The following is a 24,247-nucleotide window of genomic DNA, read 5'->3' as shown; positions in this document are numbered from 1 at the left end:
CGCAATTAGGAATCAACAGTCTGATGTCTGAAAAAGTCATACTTGTTGTTCTCGACGGTTTAAGTTATTCAGTAGCCCATCAATGTATGGGCTATCTCAATGGTCTTATCAAAGCCGATAGAGCAACACTTTATAAAATGGAGTGTGAGCTCCCATCCATGTCTCGCCCGCTGTACGAATGCATTTTGACGGGTATTCCTCCGGTTCAAAGTGGCATCGTCAACAACGATGTGGTGCGACTTTCTCACTTCGAGAACATCTTTTCACTGGCTCACCAAGCCGGAAAAACCACCGCAGCGGCAGCTTACTATTGGGTCAGTGAGCTGTATAACCACGCGCCATTTGAGGCGAACCGAGACCGATTTACCCATGATAAACAGCTACCGATTCAGCATGGTTGCTTCTACCAAGCAGACCACTACCCTGATGATCACCTGTTTATGGATGCAGAATATCTACGCACCCAGCACGACCCCGATTTTTTGCTGATCCACCCCATGAATATCGATGATGCAGGGCATAAGTTTGGATTTGACTCGTCCCAGTATCGCAATGCAGCTCGCAAAGCAGACATTTATTTATCCCATTACTTACCGATGTGGATAGAGCAGGGCTACCAAATCATCATCACCAGCGACCACGGGATGAATAACGACCGTAGCCACGGTGGTATTTTGCCGGAAGAGTGTACAGTTCCGCTGTTGACTATTGGTAGCGCATTCTCTCATCGCCCCGACGTTCCGATGGAACAAACGGCGATTTGTGGCACCGTTTGCCAGCTACTGGGTGCGCCATTCACAGACAAAACTGTATGCCATGATTTATTAGCAGGAGGTCGCTAATGGCGGATATCCCAGCCAACGACCAGCCCCGCCAGCAAGAGAGAGGCTTAACGATGTTTAACAAGCCCAATGTACATTTTCACTGGCGTGCCGCACTGTTAATCGTGCCGTTTATTGTGCTGTTTTGCCTGTTTCAAATCGCCCCGATGATTTGGGTACTCTTCAACAGTTTTGTCTACGAAGAAGCGTGGTCTTTTGAAAATTACGTTGAAATTTTCTCCAATGATTTCTACCTACAAGCGTTTCAAAACACCCTATGGCTATCGCTAATTTGTAGCGTTGTTGGTTTGCTGATCGCCTGCGTAACGGCATTTTCTATCTACAAAATGCAAGGCAAAGTGCGCAATTTCATGATTTCGTTTACCACCATGGCAAGCAACTTCAGCGGCGTCCCATTAGCTTTCGCATTTATTATTATCTTAGGTTTTAACGGGGCGATTACCCTGCAACTTAAAGCCTGGGGATGGATTGATGATTTTAATATTTACAGCGCCAGTGGCTTGATGCTGCTGTATATCTACTTCCAAATCCCGCTTGGTATTTTACTGCTTTATCCTGCATTCGATGCACTCAAACCTGAATGGGAAGATGCGGCAAAAACCATGGGCGCCAGCAAGTTAACCTACTGGCTGAAAGTGGGTATTCCGGTCATTTCCCCTGCACTGTTAGGCACATTTATTATCTTAGTTGCCAATGCTGTTGGCGCTTATGCCAGTACTTACGCACTCACCAGTGGAAACTACAATTTAGTCACTATCCGCATCGCTAGCCTTGTCTCTGGCGACCTGTTTTTAGAGCCAAATATGGCAGCCGCGCTGTCCGTGGTGCTGATTGCGATCCTCGGGTTTATCACCGCCATCCACCACTGGCTATTAAAGCGGAGCTACCATGCTAAATCCTAATATTCGTAGCCCAAAAGCACCGAGCTTACTGTTTCATAAAATGGTTCTCGGCACCGTTGCCGCCATTCTTGCGCTGCCAATTATCGCCACTTTTATTTACTCCATTTCGAGCTCATGGGGTGCGACGATTATGCCTGATGCCCTATCCATCAAGTGGTATCTACAACTGTGGCAAGATCCGCGCTTTTTAATGGCATTTGGGCGATCGCTACTGATCTGCTTTGGCACATTGCTGATCAGCGTACTGGTCATTTTGCCAATGACTTTTGCCGTTTTTTATCGCTTTCCAAAACTCAAAGGGTTGATGGATTTACTGATTATTCTCCCCTTTGCGATCCCACCCGTGGTTTCTTCAGTCGGTTTACTGCAAATCTTTGCTGATGAGCCATTTATGTTGGTCGGTACCCCGTGGATCTTAATTGGCACCTACTTCACCATTACGTTGCCATTTATGTACCGCGCGCTGGCGAATAGCTTTCAAGGGATCAACTTGCATGACTTAATGGATGCCGCACACCTACTCGGCGCCAGCACCTTTAAAGCCTTTTTAATGATAGTGCTGCCAAATATCCGTAAAGGGTTATTGGTTTCTTTACTGATTTCCTTCTCATTCTTAATGGGAGAATTCGTATTCGCCAATATCTTAGTGGGAACCCGCTTCGAAACCTTGCAGATCTATCTGTTTAATATGCGCCAAACTAGTGGACACTTTACCTCTGCGCTAGTGATGTCTTACTTCCTATTTACGTTGCTGCTGACTTGGCTAGCAACGCGCTTGAATCGTACGGGAGATGAACGATGAGCTACGTCATTGCTGAAAACCTAACAAAATCCTTTGGTCAGAACCAAGTATTCTCCGATATCCAGTTTACGATTGAGCAAGGGGAATTTATTACGCTATTGGGGCCAAGTGGCTGCGGAAAATCCACGTTACTGCGTTGTATCGCCGGGCTTGAACAACCCGACAGCGGGGAGCTGTATATCAACCGCCAGAATATCACCCAGCAGCCAGCTCAACAGCGCGGCGTGGGCATGGTATTCCAAAGCTACGCCCTATTCCCAAATATGACGGTGGCTGAAAACATCGCGTTTGGGTTGAAAATGCGTAAGATGCCCGCCACTGAGCGAGATAAAGCCGTGGCGGAAGTCATCGATATGGTGGAATTACAAGGCAAAGAGAACCAATATCCGCACCAGCTTTCGGGTGGTCAACGCCAGCGTGTTGCTCTTGCTCGCGCATTGGTGATGAAGCCGCAAATTTTACTCCTCGATGAGCCGTTATCCGCCCTTGATGCCCGTATTCGTAAACATTTACGCCAGCAAATTCGTGAAATTCAGCGAGAGCTGAAGCTCACCACCATTTTCGTCACCCACGACCAAGACGAAGCGATGATTATGTCTGACCGCATCTTCTTAATGAACAAAGGCTCGATTATCCAAAGCGATACTGCGGAAAATATCTATACTCAGCCGGCTACTGAATTTGTGGCTCGATTTATGGGGCACTACAATCTGGTGGACGCTGAAAAAGCCAATGGGATGCTGGGCGTGAATTTACAAGGCACCCTAGCCATTCGCCCTGAATCCATTTATGTTCGCGAAGTGGGACGGCAATATGGCAACCATATTTCGGCGCCTGTGGATGCCGTGATCCTTGACCACCAGCTTTTAGGGAATATCATTCGCTATAGCGTGAACACGCCTGCGGGGGATATGACCGTGGACTTGCTCAACCGCTCATCTGAGCGTTTATTTGAGCCAGGCACACGCCTTGAGTTAATGTTTAATAAAAATGAAATTCGAGCTCTAAGCTAGTCAACGATAAGCTAGTCAGTGAAAGGAACCCCATGCAAAACCCATCTACACAAACCAAATTAGCGATTTTTGATCTCGATGACACCCTGATCCGTGGCGATAGCAGCGTACTTTGGACGCAATATTTATGGGATAAGAAAATCATTACCGACCCGCGTTTTGTCGAAGCCGATAAAGAGATGATGGCACAATACAACGCGGGCAATTTGGATATGGTGACTTACTTAAAGTTTAGTTTGCAGACCCTTAATGGCATCAAGACAGAGCAAGTCGATGAGTGGTTGGATGATTTTGTGGATACCATTATCATTCCGCGCATTTACCCTAACGCACTAAGCACCGTCGTTTCATACCGTTCGCAAGGGATCCCGATCATTGTGATCTCCGCAACGGTTACCTTTATCGTGAAGAAGGTAGCGGATCGCCTTGGCGCCGATGTCACGATGGGTATTGATATTAAGCGTTCAAATGGCTGTTACACCACCGAAGTCGATGGCATCCCGACCTTCAAAGAGGGCAAAGTGAAGCGTTTAACTCAGTGGATTTCCCACCAGCCCATCACCGATGCGTATATTTATTTCTACACCGATTCCGCCAATGACTTACCAATGTGTCATTTCGCCGATGAGACGTTCATCATCAACGGCGACCCGCGCCTTCTCCAAGCCGCCACTGAAAACCACTGGCCGCAATATTCGTGGAGTTTGTAAAACCCCATTTTTAATCTTTAATTTTTAATTTCTAGGTTTTGTTTTTTTACCTAATACACTGATTTCCCCTAAATTATTCAAGCTAGAAGAAGGCGGCAAGCGAGGATATCCCTAGGAGCATACATAAGTATGTGACTAGGGTAGCCGAGAGAAGCCAACGCACTTATCGCTTGAAGAATGGCGGGGAAACTCTATACTGATTAACTCTTGTCGGAGTGCCTAGTATGCATTTGCATCAGGCTGAGACCGTTAATTCGGGATCCGCGGAACCTGATCGGGTTAATACCCGCGAAGGGAACAAGAGTAATCATTCAGCGCAATTTTCGCTCATTTATTTGGCGAAAAACTAGCCGCAACGCCTTACCATTACTCCTCCGAACTCCAGACAAGCAACTTTCTTTCGATAAACCCGCTATTAGCGCTTTACGCCCTATAGCCTGTGACGATGTCAGGAAATTGCTATGTCCAATAATGCTAATAATTCAGTTATACCGAGTACCGATATTTCCCCTAAAGCTGCGCCAGCACGCACTCGAAAAGAGCAACGTGACGCCGCAGAAGACTTTATCAATACCCTCTCCGGTGTTTCATTCCCAAACTCTGAACGTATCTACCTGCAAGGCTCGCGGGACGACATCCAAGTTCCCATGCGCGAAATCCAGCTCTCCCCGACACTTATCGGCGGTGACAAAGATAATCCCAAGTTTGAAGATAACGAAGCCGTTCCTGTGTATGACACTTCAGGCCCTTACGGCGACCCAGCTTCTGAGCTCAATGTTCACAAAGGATTGAAAAAAATCCGTGCGCCGTGGATCAGTGAACGTTCTGATACTGTTGCTGTTGAGAATCTCAGTTCCGACTTTACCCAGCAGCGCTTAGCGGATGCGGGCTTAGACCACCTGCGCTTTAATAATCGCCCTGCACCACTGAAAGCGCAAACAGGCAAATGCGTCACTCAGTTGCATTATGCTCGCCAAGGCATTGTGACCCCTGAAATGGAATTTATCGCCATCCGTGAAAATATGGGGCGTGAACGTATTCGCAGCGAAGTTTTAAGGCAACAACATCCAGGGCAAAGCTTCGGTGCTATTTTGCCAGAAAATATTACGCCGGAATTTGTACGCCAAGAAGTGGCTGCGGGTCGTGCTATCATCCCTGCGAATATTAACCATCCAGAATCTGAGCCGATGATTATCGGGCGCAATTTCTTAGTGAAAGTGAACGCGAATATCGGTAACTCCTCCGTGACTTCATCCATCGAGGAAGAGGTGGAAAAACTGATTTGGTCTACTCGCTGGGGCGCAGATACGGTGATGGATTTATCCACTGGCCGCTATATTCACGAAACCCGCGAATGGATTTTACGTAATAGCCCAGTACCAATTGGTACCGTGCCTATCTACCAAGCCCTCGAAAAAGTGAACGGCGTTGCTGAAAACCTCACTTGGGAAATGTTCCGCGATACCCTGCTAGAACAAGCCGAACAAGGGGTAGATTACTTCACTATCCACGCTGGCGTTTTACTGCGCTACGTGCCAATGACGGCGAAGCGCCTGACCGGCATTGTCTCCCGAGGCGGCTCGATCATGGCGAAATGGTGTTTATCCCACCACCAAGAGAACTTCCTGTATGAGCATTTCCGTGAAATTTGCGAAATTTGCGCCGCTTATGATGTATCACTGTCTCTTGGAGATGGGTTACGTCCGGGTTCTGTGCAAGATGCCAACGATGAAGCGCAATTCTCAGAGCTGCATACCTTAGGTGAGCTAACCAAAATTGCGTGGGAATACGATGTGCAGGTAATGATTGAAGGCCCGGGGCATGTGCCAATGCAGATGATCCGCCGCAATATGACCGAAGAGCTAGAGCATTGCCACGAAGCGCCATTCTATACCTTAGGCCCCCTAACCACCGATATCGCTCCGGGCTATGACCACTTCACTTCCGGTATTGGCGCGGCGATGATTGGCTGGTTTGGTTGTGCAATGCTGTGCTACGTGACGCCAAAAGAGCACCTTGGTTTACCGAATAAAGAAGACGTCAAACAGGGGCTGATCACCTATAAAATTGCTGCCCACGCGGCTGACCTCGCGAAAGGTCATCCAGGGGCGCAGATTCGTGATAATGCTATGTCCAAAGCGCGTTTTGAGTTCCGTTGGGAAGACCAGTTTAACCTCGCCCTAGACCCTGAAACCGCTCGTAAATATCACGATGAAACCTTGCCGCAAGCGTCAGGGAAAATCGCCCACTTCTGCTCTATGTGTGGACCAAAATTCTGCTCCATGAAAATTTCCCAAGAAGTTCGTGACTATGCTGCACAAAAAGAAGCGGGTATGGAGCAGATGTCGGAAGCGTTCCGCGCTCACGGTAGCGAACTCTATCATGGGGCTGAGATTGCTGAGGTCGTGAGTGATGAACAAAACGCTTAATCTCCCAAAAAGTCCATTTCCACCGACCGAGCATTGCCTCGGTCTGTACCCGGTTGTGGATTCTATTGAATGGATTGAACGCCTGCTAAATGCAGGTGTTTCCACCTTGCAATTGCGCATCAAAGACAAGCAAGACCACCAAGTTCGCGATCAAATTCAGCAAGCAATAGCGCTTGGCAAGCAGCATAACGCCCGATTATTTATTAATGACTATTGGCGTTTAGCCATAGAGCTGGGCGCCTATGGCGTACACTTAGGGCAAGAAGATCTGGAAACCACCGACCTAGTTGCTATTCACCAAGCTGGGCTACGGTTGGGGATCTCCACCCACGCTCCTGATGAAGTCGCGATTGCCAAAACCGTGCGTCCGTCTTATATCGCCCTTGGGCATATCTTCCCAACCCAGACCAAGCAGATGCCCTCCTCGCCACAAGGTTTAGAGGCGTTAAAGCAGATGGTAGAGGAGACGCCAGACTATCCGACCGTGGCCATCGGTGGGATCTCCATTGATCGCGTACCTGCGGTGCTTGCCACTGGCGTTGGCAGTGTAGCGGTTGTCAGTGCCATCACCCAAGCCGATGATTGGCAAAGTGCAACGCGAACATTGCTGGATCTGGTTGAATCGACCTCTCGCTTAAAGGAAAACGACCATGCTCAATGATCTCGAATTTATGCGTTATAGCCGCCAATTGCTGCTTGAGGATGTCAGTCCTGAAGGGCAACAAAAACTCAAACAGAGCAAGGTTTTGATTGTCGGTTTAGGTGGACTAGGCTCCCCTGCAAGTTTGTATCTCGCGGGAGCGGGTGTCGGTGAACTATGGATAGCGGATCATGATGACCTGCATGTGTCTAACTTGCAGCGCCAAGTGCTGTATGACACACAGGATATTAACCAGTCGAAAGCTCAGCTGGCCGCAGCGCGTTTAAAGCGGCTTAATCCCCATACCAAGACGCGCATTTTCCAACAAAAGCTGGATGCTGAAAGTTTACTTCCCTTAGTGGAGCAGGTGGATTTAGTGCTGGATTGCTGTGACAACATGGCCACTCGCCATGCGGTCAATGCCGCGTGCGTCATTAGCAATATCCCGCTCGTCAGTGGCAGTGCCGTTGGCTTTGGCGGGCAATTGATGGTACTTGAGCCGCCTTTTCAATCGGGCTGCTACGCCTGCTTGTATCCCGACCAAGAAGAGCCTCAACGTAACTGCCGCACAGCGGGAGTATTGGGGCCAGTGGTAGGTGTGATTGGCACGTTACAAGCGTTGGAAGCCATCAAATTGCTGGTGGGGTTACCCTCTCCGTTAAGTGGAAAACTGCGCCTGTTTGATGGAAAGCAGCAGCAATGGAATACCTTGCAACTAACTCGATCAAAACAGTGTCCCGTCTGCCGAGAAGCTACATGCATATCATAATCAATGACCAGCCGATGGAGGTTGAATCGCCCATAACCGTCCACCAGCTATTAACACAACTCGGGCAAAGTACATCCGGCTCAGCACTGGCGATTAACCAAATAATCATTCCCAAAAGCCAGTGGGAGAGCCATTTTTTGAATGAACAAGACAACATTCTGCTGTTTCAAGCTATCGCAGGGGGCTAATGATGTTAAAAATTGCTGATGTCACTTTTCAGTCACGTTTATTTACTGGAACAGGCAAGTTTGCCAATCCAACATTAATGCAGCAAGCCATCCAAGCATCGGGTAGCCAGCTGGTGACCATGGCGATGAAGCGCGTTAATTTACGCGGGCAAGATGACGGTATTTTGCAGCCACTTCAAGAGTTGGGAGTTAAGTTACTTCCCAACACGTCCGGCGCGAAGAATGCCCAAGAAGCTATTTTTGCCGCACGTCTCGCTCGTGAAGCGCTCGGCACTCATTGGGTAAAACTCGAAATCCATCCCGATGTCCGTTACTTATTGCCAGATCCTATTGAAACGTTACTCGCCGCAGAGCAACTGGTTAAAGAAGGGTTTGTCGTGTTGCCTTATTGCAGCGCGGATCCCGTGTTATGTAAGCGACTGGAAGAAGTGGGCTGCGCGGCGGTGATGCCTCTCGGCGCGCCAATTGGTACCAATAAAGGCTTAGTGACCAAGGAGATGCTGCAAATTATCATCGAACAGGCCAATGTACCCGTGGTGGTGGATGCAGGAATTGGTGCCCCTAGCCACGCTGCCGAAGCCATTGAAATGGGGGCTGATGCGGTACTAGTCAATACAGCCATCGCTGTCGCTAAACAGCCCGTATTAATGGCACAAGCCTTTAAAATGGCAGTTGAAGCGGCACAACTCGCTCGTCAAAGTGGGCTTGCGGCACCCAAACAGCGAGCAGAGGCATCCAGCCCTCTGACTCAATTTTTGGAGGCGCTGCAATGATTGAAAGCTTTCGGGAGCGTTGGGAACAGCTGGATTGGGACGATCTCACATTACAGATCAATAGCAAAACCGCCGCGGATGTAGAGCAAGCATTGCAGAGTGATACATTGACTCTCGATGACTTTATGGCGCTACTTTCCCCTGCTGGGCGGCATTACATCGAACCGATGGCACAAAAGGCGCAGCGCTTAACACGTCAACGTTTTGGTCATACTGTTGGATTTTATGTTCCTCTGTACCTTTCCAATTTATGTGCCAATGACTGTACCTATTGCGGGTTTTCGATGAGCAACCGCATTAAGCGCAAAACCCTCGATGACGCCGAAATTGTCCGTGAATGTGAAACCATCCGCCAAATCGGTTTTGACAGTTTGCTCTTGGTAACGGGTGAACATCAAACCAAAGTCGGAATGGACTATTTTCGCCGCCATATCCCAGTGATCCGCTCCTATTTCAGTTCGCTCATGATGGAGGTTCAACCCTTATCAACCGAAGAATATCGCGAGCTAAAAACCTTGGGATTAGATGGCGTGATGGTATACCAAGAAACCTACCATGAGCCGACTTATCAACTTCATCATTTAAAAGGCAAAAAACAGGATTTTCATTGGCGATTAGCAACGCCAGAGCGCCTTGGCCAAGCGGGTGTTGATAAAATTGGATTGGGAGCATTAATTGGGCTTTCCAGTAGCTGGCGAACGGATTGTTATATGGTGGCAGAACATCTGCTGTATATGCAGCAATACTATTGGCAGAGCCGCTATTCCATTTCATTTCCACGCCTGCGCCCTTGTGCAGGGGGAATCGAGCCCGCCTCACTGATGGGGGATGCGGAGCTGGTTCAGTTAATCTGTGCATTTCGCTTGCTTGCCCCGACTGTGGAATTGTCGCTGTCCACCCGAGAATCTCCTTATTTTCGGGATCATGTGGTACCGCTGGCTATCAACAGTGTCAGTGCGGGCTCTAAAACTCAACCAGGAGGCTATGCGGATTCGAAAACCGAGCTAGAGCAGTTCTCGCCCCACGATAATCGTAGTGCTGCACAAGTCGCCCACGCCTTAGTGCAAGCAGGGCTACAACCTGTTTGGAAAGATTGGGATGGCTACTTAGGACGTTAACGGTTCCATTTTCAATGGGAAATATTGAATAGAATATTTCCCATTAAATGGAACTTGGAGAATATGACGTTTGATTTTTAAATAATAATATTAATCTGATCACAAAAACTAAAAGAATACGTCATTAGTCAGGCTGAATTAAAATATTAATAATATTTAAAAAATATTTTAATAGTTTTTAAAACTACGATGACATTATGATAATAGTATAACTGAATTTTAAATTTTTATTATCTTCGTTAAATAACAATTTAAGTTAGGAAAGTTGAATATCTAGCATTAAATATAACCAGCGGTAACCAACCAAAAATACTTTATTTATATCAACTAGATAAATTAATCTTCCGTTGAGTATTTTGTGATGCATATTCTAATTTAATAATTAAATATTGCCACTTCTATTCCTCTTTTTTAATCACTCTGTGTCTTTAGTCAAAAAAATAACTGGTCAGATATTTATTTTGTCGTTATTCATGATAAAAGAATATTGCAACGAAGTGATGTTTGTCTTCATTGCCATAATGAAAGTATAAAAATAATGCATCACGATGATGCTGGAGAATGAGAATAATGAATATTGTTGACCGTTTTATTTCTTATACAAAAATTAACACCACCACGAATAGGGAAAAAGGCGCCGCAGGCATCATGCCATCCTCTGAAGGCCAGCGCGTTCTTGCCAAACAGTTAGTTCAAGAGTTAGAAGGCTTAGGCTTACAGGATATCAAACTGCGTGATACGGCTATCGTGACCGCTACACTGCCTTCTAATCTCGATTATAAAGTGCCTACAGTAGCATTTTTCGGTCACTTAGATACCAGCGCAGAACAGACTAACGACACCAAAGCACAAATTTTGCCTTACAACGGCGAAGATATTTGCATGAACAAAGAACTCAATATTTACCTGCGTAAAAGTGAGTTCCCAGAATTAGAAAATTACCTTGGTGATGACATCATCGTCACCGACGGTACCAGCCTGTTAGGCGCTGATGATAAAGCGGCTATCGCCTCGATAATGGATATGTTGCAGTACTTTAAACAAAACCCAGACATCAAACACGGGGACATCAAAGTGGGCTTCGTTCCGGATGAAGAACAAGGTCTACGCGGTGCGAAAGTGTTTGATGTAAAAGAATTTGGCGCCGATTTTGCTTACACCCTAGATTGCTGTGGTATTGGCGAGTTGGTGTACGAAAATTGGAACGCGGGGGATGTTGAAATCGTCTTTACAGGTAAATCAGCTCACCCAATGTCTGCGAAAGGCAAACTGGTGAACTCCCTGCTAATGGCACAGAAATTTATCGCGATGCTGCCAGGCGGCGAAGCACCTGAATATACCGAAAACCGTGAAGGTTATTACTGGGTTAAGCAGATGTCCGGTAACAGCGCTCGCACAGTGCTGAAAATGGATGTGCGTGACTTCACCGAAGAGGGCTACCGCGCTCGTATGGCATTCCTGAAAAAATTAGCGGGTCACTGTGAAGACTTATGGGGACCAGAAAGTGTCACTTGCACTTTAGCTGACCGTTACTCAAACGTGTTCAACAGCCTGCAAGGTGAAAACCGTTACCCAATCGATATTGCCCACGCCGCTTATGAAGCCTGTGGTATTACGCCAAAAGTGATCCCAATGCGTGGAGGCTATGATGGAGCCGCGCTTTCACAAAATGGACTTCCTTGCCCGAATATTTTCACCGGTGCTCATAACTTCCACTCGATTTATGAATATCTGTCAGTGAAATCCCTGTATGCCGCCAGTGATGTTTTAAAACAAGTGGTACAAATTACGGCTGAACGTTTCAAGCCAGGAGCTAAAGCATGATCCCAATTCTAACGGTTCTGATTATCGTTGTTTTGGTTGCTCGCTTTATTTTGAAGGGATACAAAGCTGAACCCGTGTTATTAATTGCGGGTTTGGCATTGATGATTTTCACTCTAGCCTTAGGCTGGGGTCCGATCCTACCGAAAAGCGTCGCAACCACGGGCATTACTTGGCTTGATCCGTTTGAAGTGATGCGCGACCTATTTAGTAGCCGTGCTGCTGATCTTGGTCTGATGATCATGGCATTAATGGGTTTTGCTCACTATATGGATCATATCGGTGCCAACGAAGCTGTGGTACGTGTTGCAACTAAGCCTCTGAAAAATATGCGTTCGCCTTATGTGCTGCTATTTTTCTCATTCTTGTTAGCGAGTATCTTACAGTTAGCTATTCCATCGGCGACAGGCTTAGCCGTGCTGTTAATGGGTACGATGTTCCCAATTATGATTGGTTTGGGACTCTCTCCTGCCTCTGCCGCTGGGGTTATCGCAACATCCCTTGGGGTTGCTTATACACCAACCGCGATTGATGCTATCCGTGGTGCGAAAGCCGTTGATATGTCTGTCGTTGAATATGTCCTTTACTACCAAGGGCCTGCGGCATTAGCCACGGTGCTAGTGGTCGGTATTACCCATATTTTCTGGCAACGTCATTGTGACCGAAAACAGGGTTTCGTCCCTGAAATCGGTAAAGCAGTCCAGTCTCACGATAAAGAAGCAACAACCAAATCGGTACCGGGCTACTATGCCATTTTACCGATGCTGCCCATAATTATGGCGGTCGGCTCTTCCAACCTGTTCTTTGAGGGAATTCATCTCGATGTTGTGACCATCGTACTGATTGCTATGGCGATTTGTATGGTACTGGAAACCATCCGAGTACGTAACTTCAAGCAAGTGTGTAATGGCTTTCAAACCTTTTTGAATGGGATGGGGCATGCGTTCAGTAACGTAGTCGGGCTGTTAGTCGCTGCGGGCGTGTTTGCTCACGGGATCAAAGTCAGTGGTGCCATCGACCAGTTAATCCTTGGCGCTGAATCCGTTGGTTTACCACCGTTTGCAATGGCGATTGTGTTCGCATTAGTCACCTTAGCCGCCGCGATTATTATGGGTTCTGGTAACGCACCATTCTTAGCATTCGTGGAATTGATCCCACAAATTGCACACAGCATGGGGGTTAACCCAATTGCGATGATCCTGCCAATGCAGCAGGCTTCTCATATGGGGCGCGGTATGTCTCCGGTTTCGGGGGTGATAATCGCCGTATCCAGTGGTGCCAAACTTCAGCCATTCGATGTGGTGAAACGAACTGCCATACCGTTGATGGTGGGCTTTGTGGCTCACTGCGCAATTATCGGCATCTTCTACTAAATCTACTGTTATCTTTAATTAGGCCTGCAATTGCAGGCCTTTTTGTTATTATTTTTGACACTGGCAAGCTGAATGATGATGCGAGTGGTGGCTGTGATGGCTTTCGTTACCACAGCAAGCATCTATCGCCTTATTGATAATTTCAGCTAGCGTATTCACCGTTCCTAAGATAGTCGGCAGTTGGTCACAGACATTTGCACAGTCTGAACGCTCTGGATTTGGGATAGTCGGAGGGATCAAACTGTCACAAAGAATTTCTTGCAAGACTAAAGCGAAGTTGGCTATGCCAGTGGTGTAGATATAAGAACGCCCCCCCGTTTGCTCAGCTAGGCGGGCATATTCTTTTGTGACTCTGTCTCTATCCGCTAGGCTTGGGAAACGGTCAAGATTGGTTGGCGCATCATCCGGTGTCCCTTGATAGGTATACACTTTGACATGAGCATGTTGAGCAACGTCAATCGCTTCATTGTTTTTGGCTATTGCCGCACTGGTAAGTCGGCCACCTCCTCCCTCCATGCCTTCGTCACCTAAGACAAAAATGGCTCGACGAGCGCCATCACGCCAATCAAAGTATTTACTCACATCAATAACGGCACGACAAAGATCTTCTTTATTACCTGCATGGTCAATACCATCAGCCTCTTTAAAAGGTGGGCGCGCTTGTAGGCTGCTTTCGTTAACCCCTTTTAAGATTAAATAATCACTCACTGATTGATCAAACTTAGTACCAGACCAAACACCTTGTATCCCTAAGAATGTGGCGCGTAAATGTGATGGGCAATTTGCTGCCGCTTTTTCAATAGCAGCGTCAATTTGTTGGCTTAAATCCGTAGATTCATCAGACATGGAGCCGCTAGTATCAATCACCACGACCAAATCTAAGGCAATATCCCCCGTCCCTGTAACAAGCTGCGAGGTTTGATTAACCATAATACTTGGCGCTCCAAACGAAGCCATATTTTGCATCATACTGCTAGACGTCATTTTATTATTATTTTCAATGTCATTACTTTCTGTATTTTTACCCATATTTATATTCCTGTTAAATTCATAGCATTTGACTTATTGGATTTTAATATTTGAATAATATATTTAGATAATATTTTTATGACGTATTTAACTACCCCCTAATTGATTCAATCGAGGGCGGTATTATTAATTTATTCGCATTTGCATTGACATAACAATTAATATCAACGCACTGATAAATATTAATTTCTTCAGTTAAAAATCAATTCATTAACAAATAAAATTAGTTAAATATTTTTACTCGACATCATATTTTCAGAAAAACAAAATCTAATTAATTGAATTATAAAGCATACATTCATGAATCAATCACTACCCTTCAATTATTAGTAGTTCCTAATAAATGAGATAATGTTCATCACGTTATTGTTCACCTATATTACTTCAAAATTTTAATTGCCAAATTTATTCACCGTGAAAATAGTCAATTAAAAACACAAGCTTATAGAGAAATAGCTTCAACTATTTCCTAAATGAATTATTAATCCTAACTATAACCCTATATGAAATGAAAATATTAATAATACCAAGCCTTACTATTTTTAATTATCGCTCTCCCCAAGACACACCTTAATTACCATCTAATTCAATACACGACGACCAATCTCGAAAGTCCCAATAGCGGGCTTTCTTCTTATATACATACAATGGAGACCCCATGAGTTTAAAGCAGCGCAGTTTAGTTCTCTTGCACACCACCCGTTTCGTCACTTTTGCGACACTCAGTCCTGAAAATGTTCCGTGGGCAACCACTGTCGAACCAAAAATTCTGTTCAATCCAGTGCGGTTTCTTTGGTATTCCGCTTATCAAAGCCAACATTCTCAAAATATTCGTTATCACTCTCAAGTGAGCGGAACACTGTTTAATTATCATTTACCTGAATTTGGTTCGGCTGGTTTTGATGGGGCTCAGTTTACGGGGGTTGCACGTGAATTATCAGTTGATGAGTCTGCGGATGCTTATCATGAATTTCATCAAAATTCGCTTTTCGATGAGACTCAAAATGCGTTGCCTTCTATTGCCCTTGAGCAACTTCAAGAAAATGGTTATTCACGTTTTTATGAGCTTATTGTTGAACAGTGGTGGTTATTTGATACGGCTCACTGGTTGACGAGTCAAGAAAGTCGTCGCATTCCTGTGCCACTGAGTTACCTTAATAATGAATAGCTGGCAATTGGCAGGCAAAAAAAACCGGTATCTTTCGATACCGGTTTCTACTAAGCGATTTGCAAATCAGAAATTAGTTCTGATTGTCGCTGGTGAAGCCTGCATTTAACAGTTCAGCTAAGTTCGCTGTTGCTTCATCTGCGCTAACTTGTGGAGCTTCCACAGCTTCGCTCAGATGGCGACGACGGATACGATCTTGGTGGTACGCGAAACCAGTACCAGCTGGGATCAGACGTCCAACAATAACGTTCTCTTTCAGGCCGCGTAATTCATCACGCTTACCTGCTACCGCTGCTTCTGTCAGTACGCGAGTTGTTTCTTGGAACGATGCCGCTGAGATAAAGGATTCTGTTGCCAGAGATGCCTTAGTAATACCCAACAGATCACGCTCAAAGTTAGCTGGAATCTTGCCTTCAGTTTCCAGTTTACGGTTAGAAACTTTAACTCGTGAGTATTCAACTTGCTCACCTTCGAGGAATTCAGAACTTCCTGCATCCGCGATGGTAACTTTACGCAGCATCTGACGAACGATAACTTCGATGTGTTTATCGTTAATCTTAACGCCTTGTAAGCGGTAAACTTCCTGAACTTCGTTGGTGATGTAACGGGTCACAGCATGAACACCACGCAGACGCAGGATGTCATGTGGAGACTCTGGACCATCAGAAACGACGTCACCGCGTTCAACGATTTCACCTTCGAATACGTTGAGTTGACGCCATTTAGGGATCATCTCTTCGTATGGCTCACTTCCATCTAATGGAGTGATAACCAGACGGCGTTTCCCTTTGGTTTCTTTACCAAACGAGATAATACCGCTGATTTCAGCCAGGATCGCAGGCTCTTTCGGACGACGAGCTTCGAACAGGTCAGCAACGCGTGGCAGACCACCCGTGATATCTTTAGTACCTACGGATTCTTGTGGAATACGCGCTAAAGTATCACCGACGTTGATAGCGATGCCATCATCTAACTGAACAATTGCGTTACCCGGTAAGAAATACTGAGCAGGCATGTCCGTGTTAGGGATCAGAACATCTTTACCATTCGCATCGATTACACGCAGTGCAGGACGTAAGTCTTTACCAGCACTGGTACGCTCAGCGGTATCCATAACAACGATTGAAGATAGACCGGTTAACTCATCAGTTTGACGAGTCATTGACAGACCTTCAAGCATGTCGGAGAAGCTGATGATACCAGATACTTCACTGACAACTGGCATGGTATGTGGATCCCAGTTTGCAACGGTTTCACCGCCGATCACTGCTGCACCATCACCTTTCGTCAAGTGCGCACCGTAAGGAACTTTATAGCTCTCTTTAGTACGACCGAATTCGTCAATCAGACGCAGTTCTGTATTACGAGAAGTAATTACCAGCTTGCCTTCTGAGTTAGTAACATATTTCGCGTTGAACAATTTCAACGTACCTGTGTTACGAACTTGGATGCTAGATTCTGCTGCCGCACGAGATGCCGCACCACCGATGTGGAACGTACGCATCGTCAGCTGTGTACCCGGCTCACCGATTGATTGTGCCGCGATAACACCGATAGCTTCACCTTTGTTGATGATATGACCACGAGCAAGGTCACGACCATAACAGTGAGCACACACACCGAAGTCAGTTTCACAACTTACTACGGAACGTACTTTCACACTGTCAACAGAGTTAGCTTCTAACAGGTCACACAGTTTTTCGTGTAACAGTGTATTACGTGGAACCAGAATATCTGCAGTACCTGGGATCAGGATATCTTCTGCAGTTACACGTCCAAGTACACGTTCACGCAGTGGTTCTTTAACGTCGCCACCCTCGATAACCGGAGTCATCAGGATACCTTCGTGAGTACCACAGTCATCTTCAGTGACAACCAAGTCCTGAGCAACGTCAACTAAACGACGAGTCAGATAACCGGAGTTCGCAGTTTTCAATGCGGTATCCGCAAGACCTTTACGAGCACCGTGGGTAGAAATAAAGTACTGGAGAACGTTCAGACCTTCACGGAAGTTCGCCGTGATTGGCGTTTCGATGATGGAGCCATCTGGCTTAGCCATCAGACCACGCATACCGGCCAGCTGACGAATCTGCGCTGCAGAACCACGAGCACCGGAGTCGGCCATCATAAAGATACTGTTGAAGGAAACTTGTTGTTCTTCTTGGCCGTCACGGTTAATGACTGCTTCAGTAGACAAGTTTTCCATCATCGCTTTAGCAACACGTTCGTTTGCTGCTGCCCAGATATCGATAACTTTGTTGTAACGTTCGCCTGCTGTAACCAGACCAGACTGGAACTGTTCCTGAATTTCTGCAACTTCTGCTTCTGCTTCGGCGATGATCCCAGCTTTTTTCTCTGGAATAACCATATCGTCGATACCAACCGATGCACCAGAACGTGCCGCGTAGGCAAAACCGGTATACATGATTTGGTCCGCAAAAATAACAGTTGGTTTCAGACCCAGTACGCGGTAACAGGTGTTCAGCATTTTGGAGATTGCTTTCTTACCTAACGCCTGGTTAACCAGAGAGTAAGGCAGACCTTTCGGTACGATCATCCATAAAATTGCACGGCCAACAGTGGTATCAACTAAACCAGTGTTAATCGTAATGTTACCTTCGCTGTCTTTCACTTCTTCAGTGATACGAACTTTAACGCGGGCATGCAGTGAAGCATGACCTGAACGGTAAACACGCTCAGCTTCTTTAGGACCGGCTAAAACCATGCCCTCGCCTTTCGCGTTTACGCAGTCGCGCGTCATGTAGTAGATACCTAATACAACGTCCTGAGAAGGAACGATGATTGGCTCACCACTTGCCGGAGACAGGATGTTGTTGGTTGACATCATCAACGCACGTGCTTCTAACTGAGCTTCCAGAGTCAGAGGAACGTGTACCGCCATTTGGTCACCATCGAAGTCGGCGTTATATGCCGCACAAACGAGTGGGTGCAATTGGATAGCTTTACCTTCGATCAGAATTGGTTCGAAAGCTTGGATACCCAGACGGTGAAGTGTTGGTGCACGGTTCAGCATAACTGGGTGTTCGCGGATAACTTCATCCAAGATATCCCAAACAACCGCTTCTTCGCGCTCAACCATTTTCTTCGCAGCTTTAATGGTTGTTGCCAGACCACGTAATTCTAATTTGCCGTAGATAAATGGTTTGAATAACTCAAGTGCCATTTTCTTAGGCAGACCGCACTGATGCAGACGCAGGTATGGACCTACGGTGATTACAGAACGACCTGAGTAGTCAACACGCTTACCAAGTAAGTTCTGACGGAAACGACCTTGTTTACCTTTGATCATATCTGCCAAAGATTTCAGAGGACGTTTGTTAGAACCTGTGATTGCGCGACCACGACGACCGTTATCTAACAGTGCGTCAACCGCTTCTTGCAGCATACGTTTTTCGTTACGTACGATGATGTCTGGCGCAGCCAGATCTAGAAGACGTTTCAGACGGTTGTTACGGTTGATTACGCGACGATACAGATCGTTCAGATCCGACGTTGCGAAACGACCACCATCCAGTGGTACTAATGGACGCAGATCAGGTGGCAGAACTGGCAGAACGTTCAGGATCATCCACTCTGGTTTATTACCAGATTGAATAAACGCTTCTAACAGTTTGATACGCTTAGTCAACTTTTTACGCTTGGTTTCTGAGTTAGTTTCGTTTAACTCTTCACGCAGCGTTTCACACTCGTTCTCAAGATCGAGGTTTTTCAGCAGACCTTGGATTGCTTCCGCACCCATTTTCGCGTCGAATTCGTCACCGAACTCTTCTAGCGCATCTAAGTATTGCTCTTCTGTCAGAATCTGGGCGCGCTCAAGGCTGGTCATCCCGCCTTCAACAACAACATAAGATTCAAAATACAGAACGCGTTCGATGTCGCGCAGTGGCATATCGAGCAGCAAACCGATACGGGATGGCAGTGATTTTAAGAACCAAATATGCGCAGTTGGAGACGCGAGTTCAATATGACCCATACGCTCACGACGCACTTTAGTTTGTGTAACTTCAACGCCACACTTCTCACAAATCACACCACGGTGTTTTAAACGCTTGTACTTACCGCACAGGCATTCGTAGTCTTTTACTGGCCCGAAAATACGCGCACAGAAAAGACCGTCACGCTCAGGTTTGAACGTACGGTAGTTAATGGTTTCTGGCTTTTTAACTTCACCAAATGACCATGAACGGATCATGTCAGGTGATGCCAGAGCAATCTTGATCGCATCAAACTCTTCGGTCTTGGTTTGCGCTTTCAGAAACTTAATTAAGTCTTTCACAAAATGGCTCCTGTCGGAGTTAGACCTGTCAGGTGAGTGCTCGAAGCGACTCTCCCCAAATCCCAGTGCTTACATGGGCCGGAAGGCAAACCTTCCGGCACAGAACGAATTACTCGTCTTCCAGCTCGATGTTGATACCCAGTGAGCGGATTTCTTTCAGCAATACGTTGAAAGATTCCGGCATACCAGGTTCCATCTGATGGCTGCCATCGACGATGTTTTTATACATCTTCGTACGGCCGTTAACGTCATCCGATTTAACTGTAAGCATTTCTTGAAGGGTATAGGCTGCACCGTATGCTTCCAGTGCCCACACTTCCATCTCCCCGAAACGCTGACCACCGAACTGCGCTTTACCACCCAGCGGTTGCTGAGTAACCAAGCTGTAAGAACCAGTTGAACGGGCGTGCATCTTATCGTCAACCAAGTGGTTCAGTTTCAGCATGTACATGTAACCTACGGTGACTTGACGCTCAAATTTCTCGCCAGTACGACCGTCGAACAATGTAATCTGACCTGAAGTTGGCAGACCGCCCAGTTTCAGCAGTTCTTTAATTTCTTTCTCTTTTGCACCATCAAACACTGGTGTTGCAATTGGCATACCTTTTCTCAGGTTCTCTGCCAAACGCATAACTTCTTCATCAGAGAAAGTATTTAAGTCAACTTTCTGACGCGGATCATCACCTAAATCGTAAGCTTTCTGGATGAATTCACGCAGTTTGGCAACTTCTTGCTGCTGTTTAAGCATAGCATTGATTTTTTCACCAATACCTTTAGCAGCCATACCTAAGTGAGTTTCCAGAATCTGACCGATGTTCATACGTGATGGTACGCCCAGTGGGTTCAGAACGATGTCAACTGGGTTACCGTTTTCATCGTAAGGCATGTCTTCAACTGGGTTGATTTTTGAGATAACACCTTTGTTACCATGGCGACCCGCCATTTTATCACCCGGTTGAATCTGACGTTTAACAGCCAGATAAACCTTAACAATTTTCAGTACGCCCGGTGCAAGGTCATCACCTTGAGTGATCTTGCGACGTTTTGCTTCCAGTTTCTTAGCGAACTCAGATTTCAGTTCATCGTACTGTTCAGCTAATTGCTCTAACTGGTTCTGTTTCTCTTCATCAGCTAATGCTAATTCTAACCAACGGTCACGAGGCAGTTTGTCCAGTTTATCAGCTTCAATACCACCGCTGATCAGTACAGAACGGATACGAGAGAACAGTGCAGATTCAAAAATACGCAGCTCTTCTGTTAAGTCTTTCTTCGCATCACGTAACTGAGTTTCTTCGATTTCCAGAGCTCGTTTGTCTTTCTCTACGCCATCACGGGTAAATACTTGTACGTCGATAACCGTACCAGATACGCCGTTAGGAATACGTAAAGAAGAGTCTTTAACGTCTGAAGCTTTTTCACCGAAGATAGCACGCAGCAGTTTTTCTTCTGGTGTTAATTGGGTTTCACCTTTAGGGGTGACTTTACCAACCAGAATGTCTCCGCCTTTCACTTCTGCACCGATATAAACGATACCGGATTCATCAAGTTTAGACAGTGCTGCTTCACCAACGTTTGGAATATCCGCAGTGATCTCTTCAGGCCCTAATTTGGTGTCACGAGACACACAAGAGAGTTCCTGAATGTGAATAGTTGTGAAACGGTCTTCTTGAACAACACGCTCAGAAACTAAGATGGAGTCTTCGAAGTTATAACCATTCCATGGCATGAATGCCACGCGCATGTTTTGACCTAGTGCTAATTCGCCGAGGTCTGTTGAAGGACCATCCGCTAACACATCACCACGTTCAACTGGTTCACCTAAAGATACGCAAGGCATCTGGTTAATACAGGTGTTCTGGTTAGAACGAGTGTATTTAGTCAGGTTATAGATATCGATTCCAGCTTCGCCCGGATACATCTCATCTTCGTTAACTTTGATAACGATACGAGAAGCATCAACGTATTGAACTGAACCACCACGTCTTGCAACAGCAGTAACACCGGAGTCAACCGCTACTGCACGTTCCATACCTGTACCAACTAATGGTTTGTCAGCACGTAAAGTAGGAACCGCTTGACGTTGCATGTTCGCACCCATCAATGCACGGTTGGCGTCATCGTGTTCAAGGAATGGGATCAGTGACGCACCAACAGAAACAACCTGTTGAGTCGAAACGTCCATATATTCAACTTGTTCACGGCTGAATAAGCTTGACTCGCCTTTGTTACGGCAAGTAACTAATTCTTCAATGAAACGGCCATCGTCGCTTAATACGGTGTTTGCCTGAGCAATGATGAAGTTACCTTCTTCGATTGCAGACAGGTAATGGATTTCATCAGTTACGATGCCATCACGGACTAAACGGTATGGAGTTTCTAAGAAACCGTACTCATTGGTCTGTGCATAAACAGATAATGAGTTGATCAGACCGATGTTCGGACCTTCAGGGGTTTCGATTGGACAAACACGACCATAGTGAGTTGGGTGTACGTCACGTACTTCGAAGCCTGCACGTTCACGAGTCAGACCACCTGGGCCTAATGCAGAGATACGACGTTTATGCGTAATTTCAGACAGTGGGTTGTTCTGGTCCATAAATTGAGACAGCTGGCTGGAACCAAAGAACTCTTTAACTGCTGCTGAAATTGGCTTAGCGTTGATCATATCCTGTGGCATTAATGCATCGAGGTCGCCCAGAGAAAGACGCTCTTTCACTGCACGCTCAACACGAACCAGACCTACACGGAATTGGTTCTCGGCCATTTCGCCAACGGAACGAATACGACGGTTACCTAAGTGGTCGATATCATCGACTTCGCCTTTACCGTTACGGATATCGATGAGTTTACGCATAACATCAATGATGTCTTCTTCACTCAGGATACCAGAACCTTCGATTTCATCACGGTTCAGTGAACGGTTGAACTTCATACGACCTACAGCAGACAAGTCGTAACGGTCTTCAGAGAAGAACAGGTTATCGAACAGGTTTTCTGCAGCTTCGCGTGTTGGCGGCTCACCAGGGCGCATCATACGGTAGATTTCTACCAGTGCACTTAAGCGATCGTTAGTTGGGTCGACGCGAACGGTTTCAGAGATATAAGCACCGTGGTCTAAGTCGTTGGTGAACAATGTTTCGATTGTTTTGTGACCAGACTGGCTCAGACGTGCCAACATATCTAATGACAGTTCCATGTTCGCTGCACAAATCAGCTCACCGGTGCTCTCATCGATGTAATCTCTTGCAACAACTTTACCTGCGATGTATTCAACAGGAACTTCGATATTGCTAACTTCTTCTTTTTCTAACTGACGAATATGACGAGCAGTGATACGACGGCCTTTTTCAACATAAACTTTGCCGTTTGCTTCGATATCGAAAGAAGCAGTTTCGCCACGCAGACGCTCAGGAACCAGCGTCATCATCAGTTTGTTATCGCGGATTTGGAATACAGTTTTGTCGAAGAACAGATTTAAGATTTCTTCGGTGTTGTAATCCATTGCACGCAGAATAATGGTCGCAGGTAATTTACGGCGACGGTCAATACGTACAAACAGGTTATCTTTCGGATCGAATTCGAAATCAAGCCATGAACCACGGTAAGGAATAATACGTGCGTTATACAGCACTTTACCTGAAGAGTGAGTTTTACCTTTATCGCTATCGAAGAATACACCAGGACTACGGTGTAACTGGGAAACGATAACACGCTCAGTACCGTTGATAACAAAAGTTCCGTTTTCAGTCATGAGTGGAATTTCACCCATGTAAACTTCTTGTTCTTTGATGTCTTTAACGGTGCCTTCTGGAGCTTCTCGCTCATACACGATCAGGCGCAGTTTTACACGCAGTGGTGCAGAATAGGTCACGCCGCGAATTTGACATTCTTTAACGTCAAAAACAGGCTCGCCTAAACGATAGCTGACATATTGCAGTTCAGCATTACCGCTGTAACTCTGAATTGGGAATACGGAACGGAAAGCAGCTTCCAGACCATTCTGGCCATCAGGATCTTGCTCGATAAACTTCTGGAACGAGTCAAGTTGGATGGAAAGGAGATAAGGTATATCCAAAACTTGTGGACGTTTACCAAAATCCTTACGAATACGTTTTTTCTCGGTATAGGAGTAAACCATAGGTTTCCTCAGCTCGTTGATCAGTGACCCAAATCGTTCGCCTTTAGATTAAGGGCAGAACAGGAACGCGTTTTTTGAAGAAATGGAAAATGAATACTTTCCTGAATACCCATTTCTATTACTCTTAAATCATTTCATTGCGTTGCAGTTGCTACCGAGCTACCCGAGCGGGTCGTAGCGCAGAACACAGTATATTAAGTCGTCAAATAGAAAGAAGTATTGGAGGGTTGTTTGT

17 protein-coding genes and 1 riboswitch are annotated in these 24,247 nt (G+C 46.1%); of the genes, 14 read left to right on the top strand and 3 right to left on the bottom strand.

Translation table 11 applies throughout. The features are described from left to right. Positions 1 to 23: 23 nt before the first annotated feature. From H0913_RS02010 to dcuC, 13 genes are all read left to right on the top strand, one after another. Positions 24 to 842, top strand: a complete 819-nt coding sequence (locus H0913_RS02010) for an alkaline phosphatase family protein (RefSeq protein ID WP_154603137.1) — start codon at positions 24 to 26, stop codon at positions 840 to 842. Then, positions 842 to 1,744, top strand: coding sequence for an ABC transporter permease (locus tag H0913_RS02005; protein ID WP_154638831.1), 903 nt, complete (start codon positions 842 to 844; stop codon positions 1,742 to 1,744). The genes H0913_RS02010 and H0913_RS02005 overlap by 1 nt, the downstream gene beginning before the upstream one ends. Then, positions 1,731 to 2,546 carry an ABC transporter permease gene (locus tag H0913_RS02000; protein ID WP_154638832.1) on the top strand — a complete coding sequence of 272 codons (816 nt, stop codon included), beginning with the start codon at positions 1,731 to 1,733 and terminating at the stop codon, positions 2,544 to 2,546. Before H0913_RS02005 ends, H0913_RS02000 begins: the two co-directional genes overlap by 14 nt. Then, positions 2,543 to 3,559, top strand: a complete 1,017-nt coding sequence (locus tag H0913_RS01995; protein WP_154626071.1) for an ABC transporter ATP-binding protein — start codon at positions 2,543 to 2,545, stop codon at positions 3,557 to 3,559. The genes H0913_RS02000 and H0913_RS01995 overlap by 4 nt, the downstream gene beginning before the upstream one ends. A 32-nt stretch (positions 3,560 to 3,591) precedes the next feature. Beyond that, entirely contained in the window at positions 3,592 to 4,269 is a 678-nt protein-coding gene (locus tag H0913_RS01990) for an HAD family hydrolase (protein ID WP_181477900.1), read from the top strand. Positions 4,270 to 4,470: 201 nt separating this feature from the next. Further along, positions 4,471 to 4,583: riboswitch (TPP riboswitch) on the top strand. A 147-nt stretch (positions 4,584 to 4,730) separates the two neighbouring features. Beyond that, entirely contained in the window at positions 4,731 to 6,698 is a 1,968-nt protein-coding gene (gene thiC / locus H0913_RS01985; RefSeq protein ID WP_181477899.1) for a phosphomethylpyrimidine synthase ThiC, read from the top strand. Next, a complete protein-coding gene (gene thiE, locus H0913_RS01980) occupies positions 6,682 to 7,359 on the top strand; it encodes a thiamine phosphate synthase (protein ID WP_181477898.1) in 678 nt (225 codons plus the stop codon). The genes thiC and thiE overlap by 17 nt, the downstream gene beginning before the upstream one ends. Next, on the top strand, positions 7,349 to 8,107 hold the full coding sequence (locus tag H0913_RS01975) for a HesA/MoeB/ThiF family protein (protein ID WP_181477897.1): 759 nt from the start codon (positions 7,349 to 7,351) through the stop codon (positions 8,105 to 8,107). Before thiE ends, H0913_RS01975 begins: the two co-directional genes overlap by 11 nt. Further along, a complete protein-coding gene (gene thiS / locus H0913_RS01970; RefSeq protein ID WP_154603145.1) occupies positions 8,095 to 8,295 on the top strand; it encodes a sulfur carrier protein ThiS in 201 nt (66 codons plus the stop codon). The genes H0913_RS01975 and thiS overlap by 13 nt, the downstream gene beginning before the upstream one ends. 2 nt (positions 8,296 to 8,297) lie before the next feature. Continuing rightward, entirely contained in the window at positions 8,298 to 9,068 is a 771-nt protein-coding gene (locus tag H0913_RS01965; RefSeq protein ID WP_181478648.1) for a thiazole synthase, read from the top strand. Then, entirely contained in the window at positions 9,065 to 10,186 is a 1,122-nt protein-coding gene (thiH, locus tag H0913_RS01960; RefSeq protein WP_154603146.1) for a 2-iminoacetate synthase ThiH, read from the top strand. The genes H0913_RS01965 and thiH overlap by 4 nt, the downstream gene beginning before the upstream one ends. 570 nt (positions 10,187 to 10,756) lie before the next feature. Further along, positions 10,757 to 12,010, top strand: coding sequence for a peptidase T (pepT, locus tag H0913_RS01955; protein WP_181477896.1), 1,254 nt, complete (start codon positions 10,757 to 10,759; stop codon positions 12,008 to 12,010). Continuing rightward, the gene (gene dcuC, locus H0913_RS01950; protein ID WP_154626055.1) at positions 12,007 to 13,380 is read left to right on the top strand and encodes a C4-dicarboxylate transporter DcuC; all 1,374 of its coding nucleotides are present in this window, start codon (positions 12,007 to 12,009) and stop codon (positions 13,378 to 13,380) included. Before pepT ends, dcuC begins: the two co-directional genes overlap by 4 nt. 48 nt (positions 13,381 to 13,428) lie before the next feature. On the opposite strand, the gene H0913_RS01945 is transcribed toward dcuC, so the two are convergent. Beyond that, positions 13,429 to 14,409, bottom strand: a complete 981-nt coding sequence (locus tag H0913_RS01945) for a VWA domain-containing protein (protein ID WP_420720235.1) — start codon at positions 14,407 to 14,409, stop codon at positions 13,429 to 13,431. A gap of 658 nt (positions 14,410 to 15,067) precedes the next feature. Here H0913_RS01945 and H0913_RS01940 point away from each other — a divergent pair. After that, positions 15,068 to 15,577 carry a pyridoxamine 5'-phosphate oxidase family protein gene (locus tag H0913_RS01940; RefSeq protein WP_181477895.1) on the top strand — a complete coding sequence of 170 codons (510 nt, stop codon included), beginning with the start codon at positions 15,068 to 15,070 and terminating at the stop codon, positions 15,575 to 15,577. Between the two features lie 73 nt (positions 15,578 to 15,650). On the opposite strand, the gene rpoC is transcribed toward H0913_RS01940, so the two are convergent. Next, on the bottom strand, positions 15,651 to 19,874 hold the full coding sequence (gene rpoC, locus H0913_RS01935) for a DNA-directed RNA polymerase subunit beta' (RefSeq protein ID WP_181477894.1): 4,224 nt from the start codon (positions 19,872 to 19,874) through the stop codon (positions 15,651 to 15,653). A 109-nt stretch (positions 19,875 to 19,983) separates the two neighbouring features. Further along, on the bottom strand, positions 19,984 to 24,012 hold the full coding sequence (rpoB, locus tag H0913_RS01930; RefSeq protein ID WP_036953635.1) for a DNA-directed RNA polymerase subunit beta: 4,029 nt from the start codon (positions 24,010 to 24,012) through the stop codon (positions 19,984 to 19,986). Positions 24,013 to 24,247: the final 235 nt, after the last annotated feature.

This window comes from Providencia rettgeri (assembly GCF_013702265.1).
Lineage (GTDB): Bacteria > Pseudomonadota > Gammaproteobacteria > Enterobacterales > Enterobacteriaceae > Providencia > Providencia zhijiangensis.
Note: the sequence above shows the minus strand (reverse complement) of the source record. Positions and strands in the feature narration are given on the sequence as shown.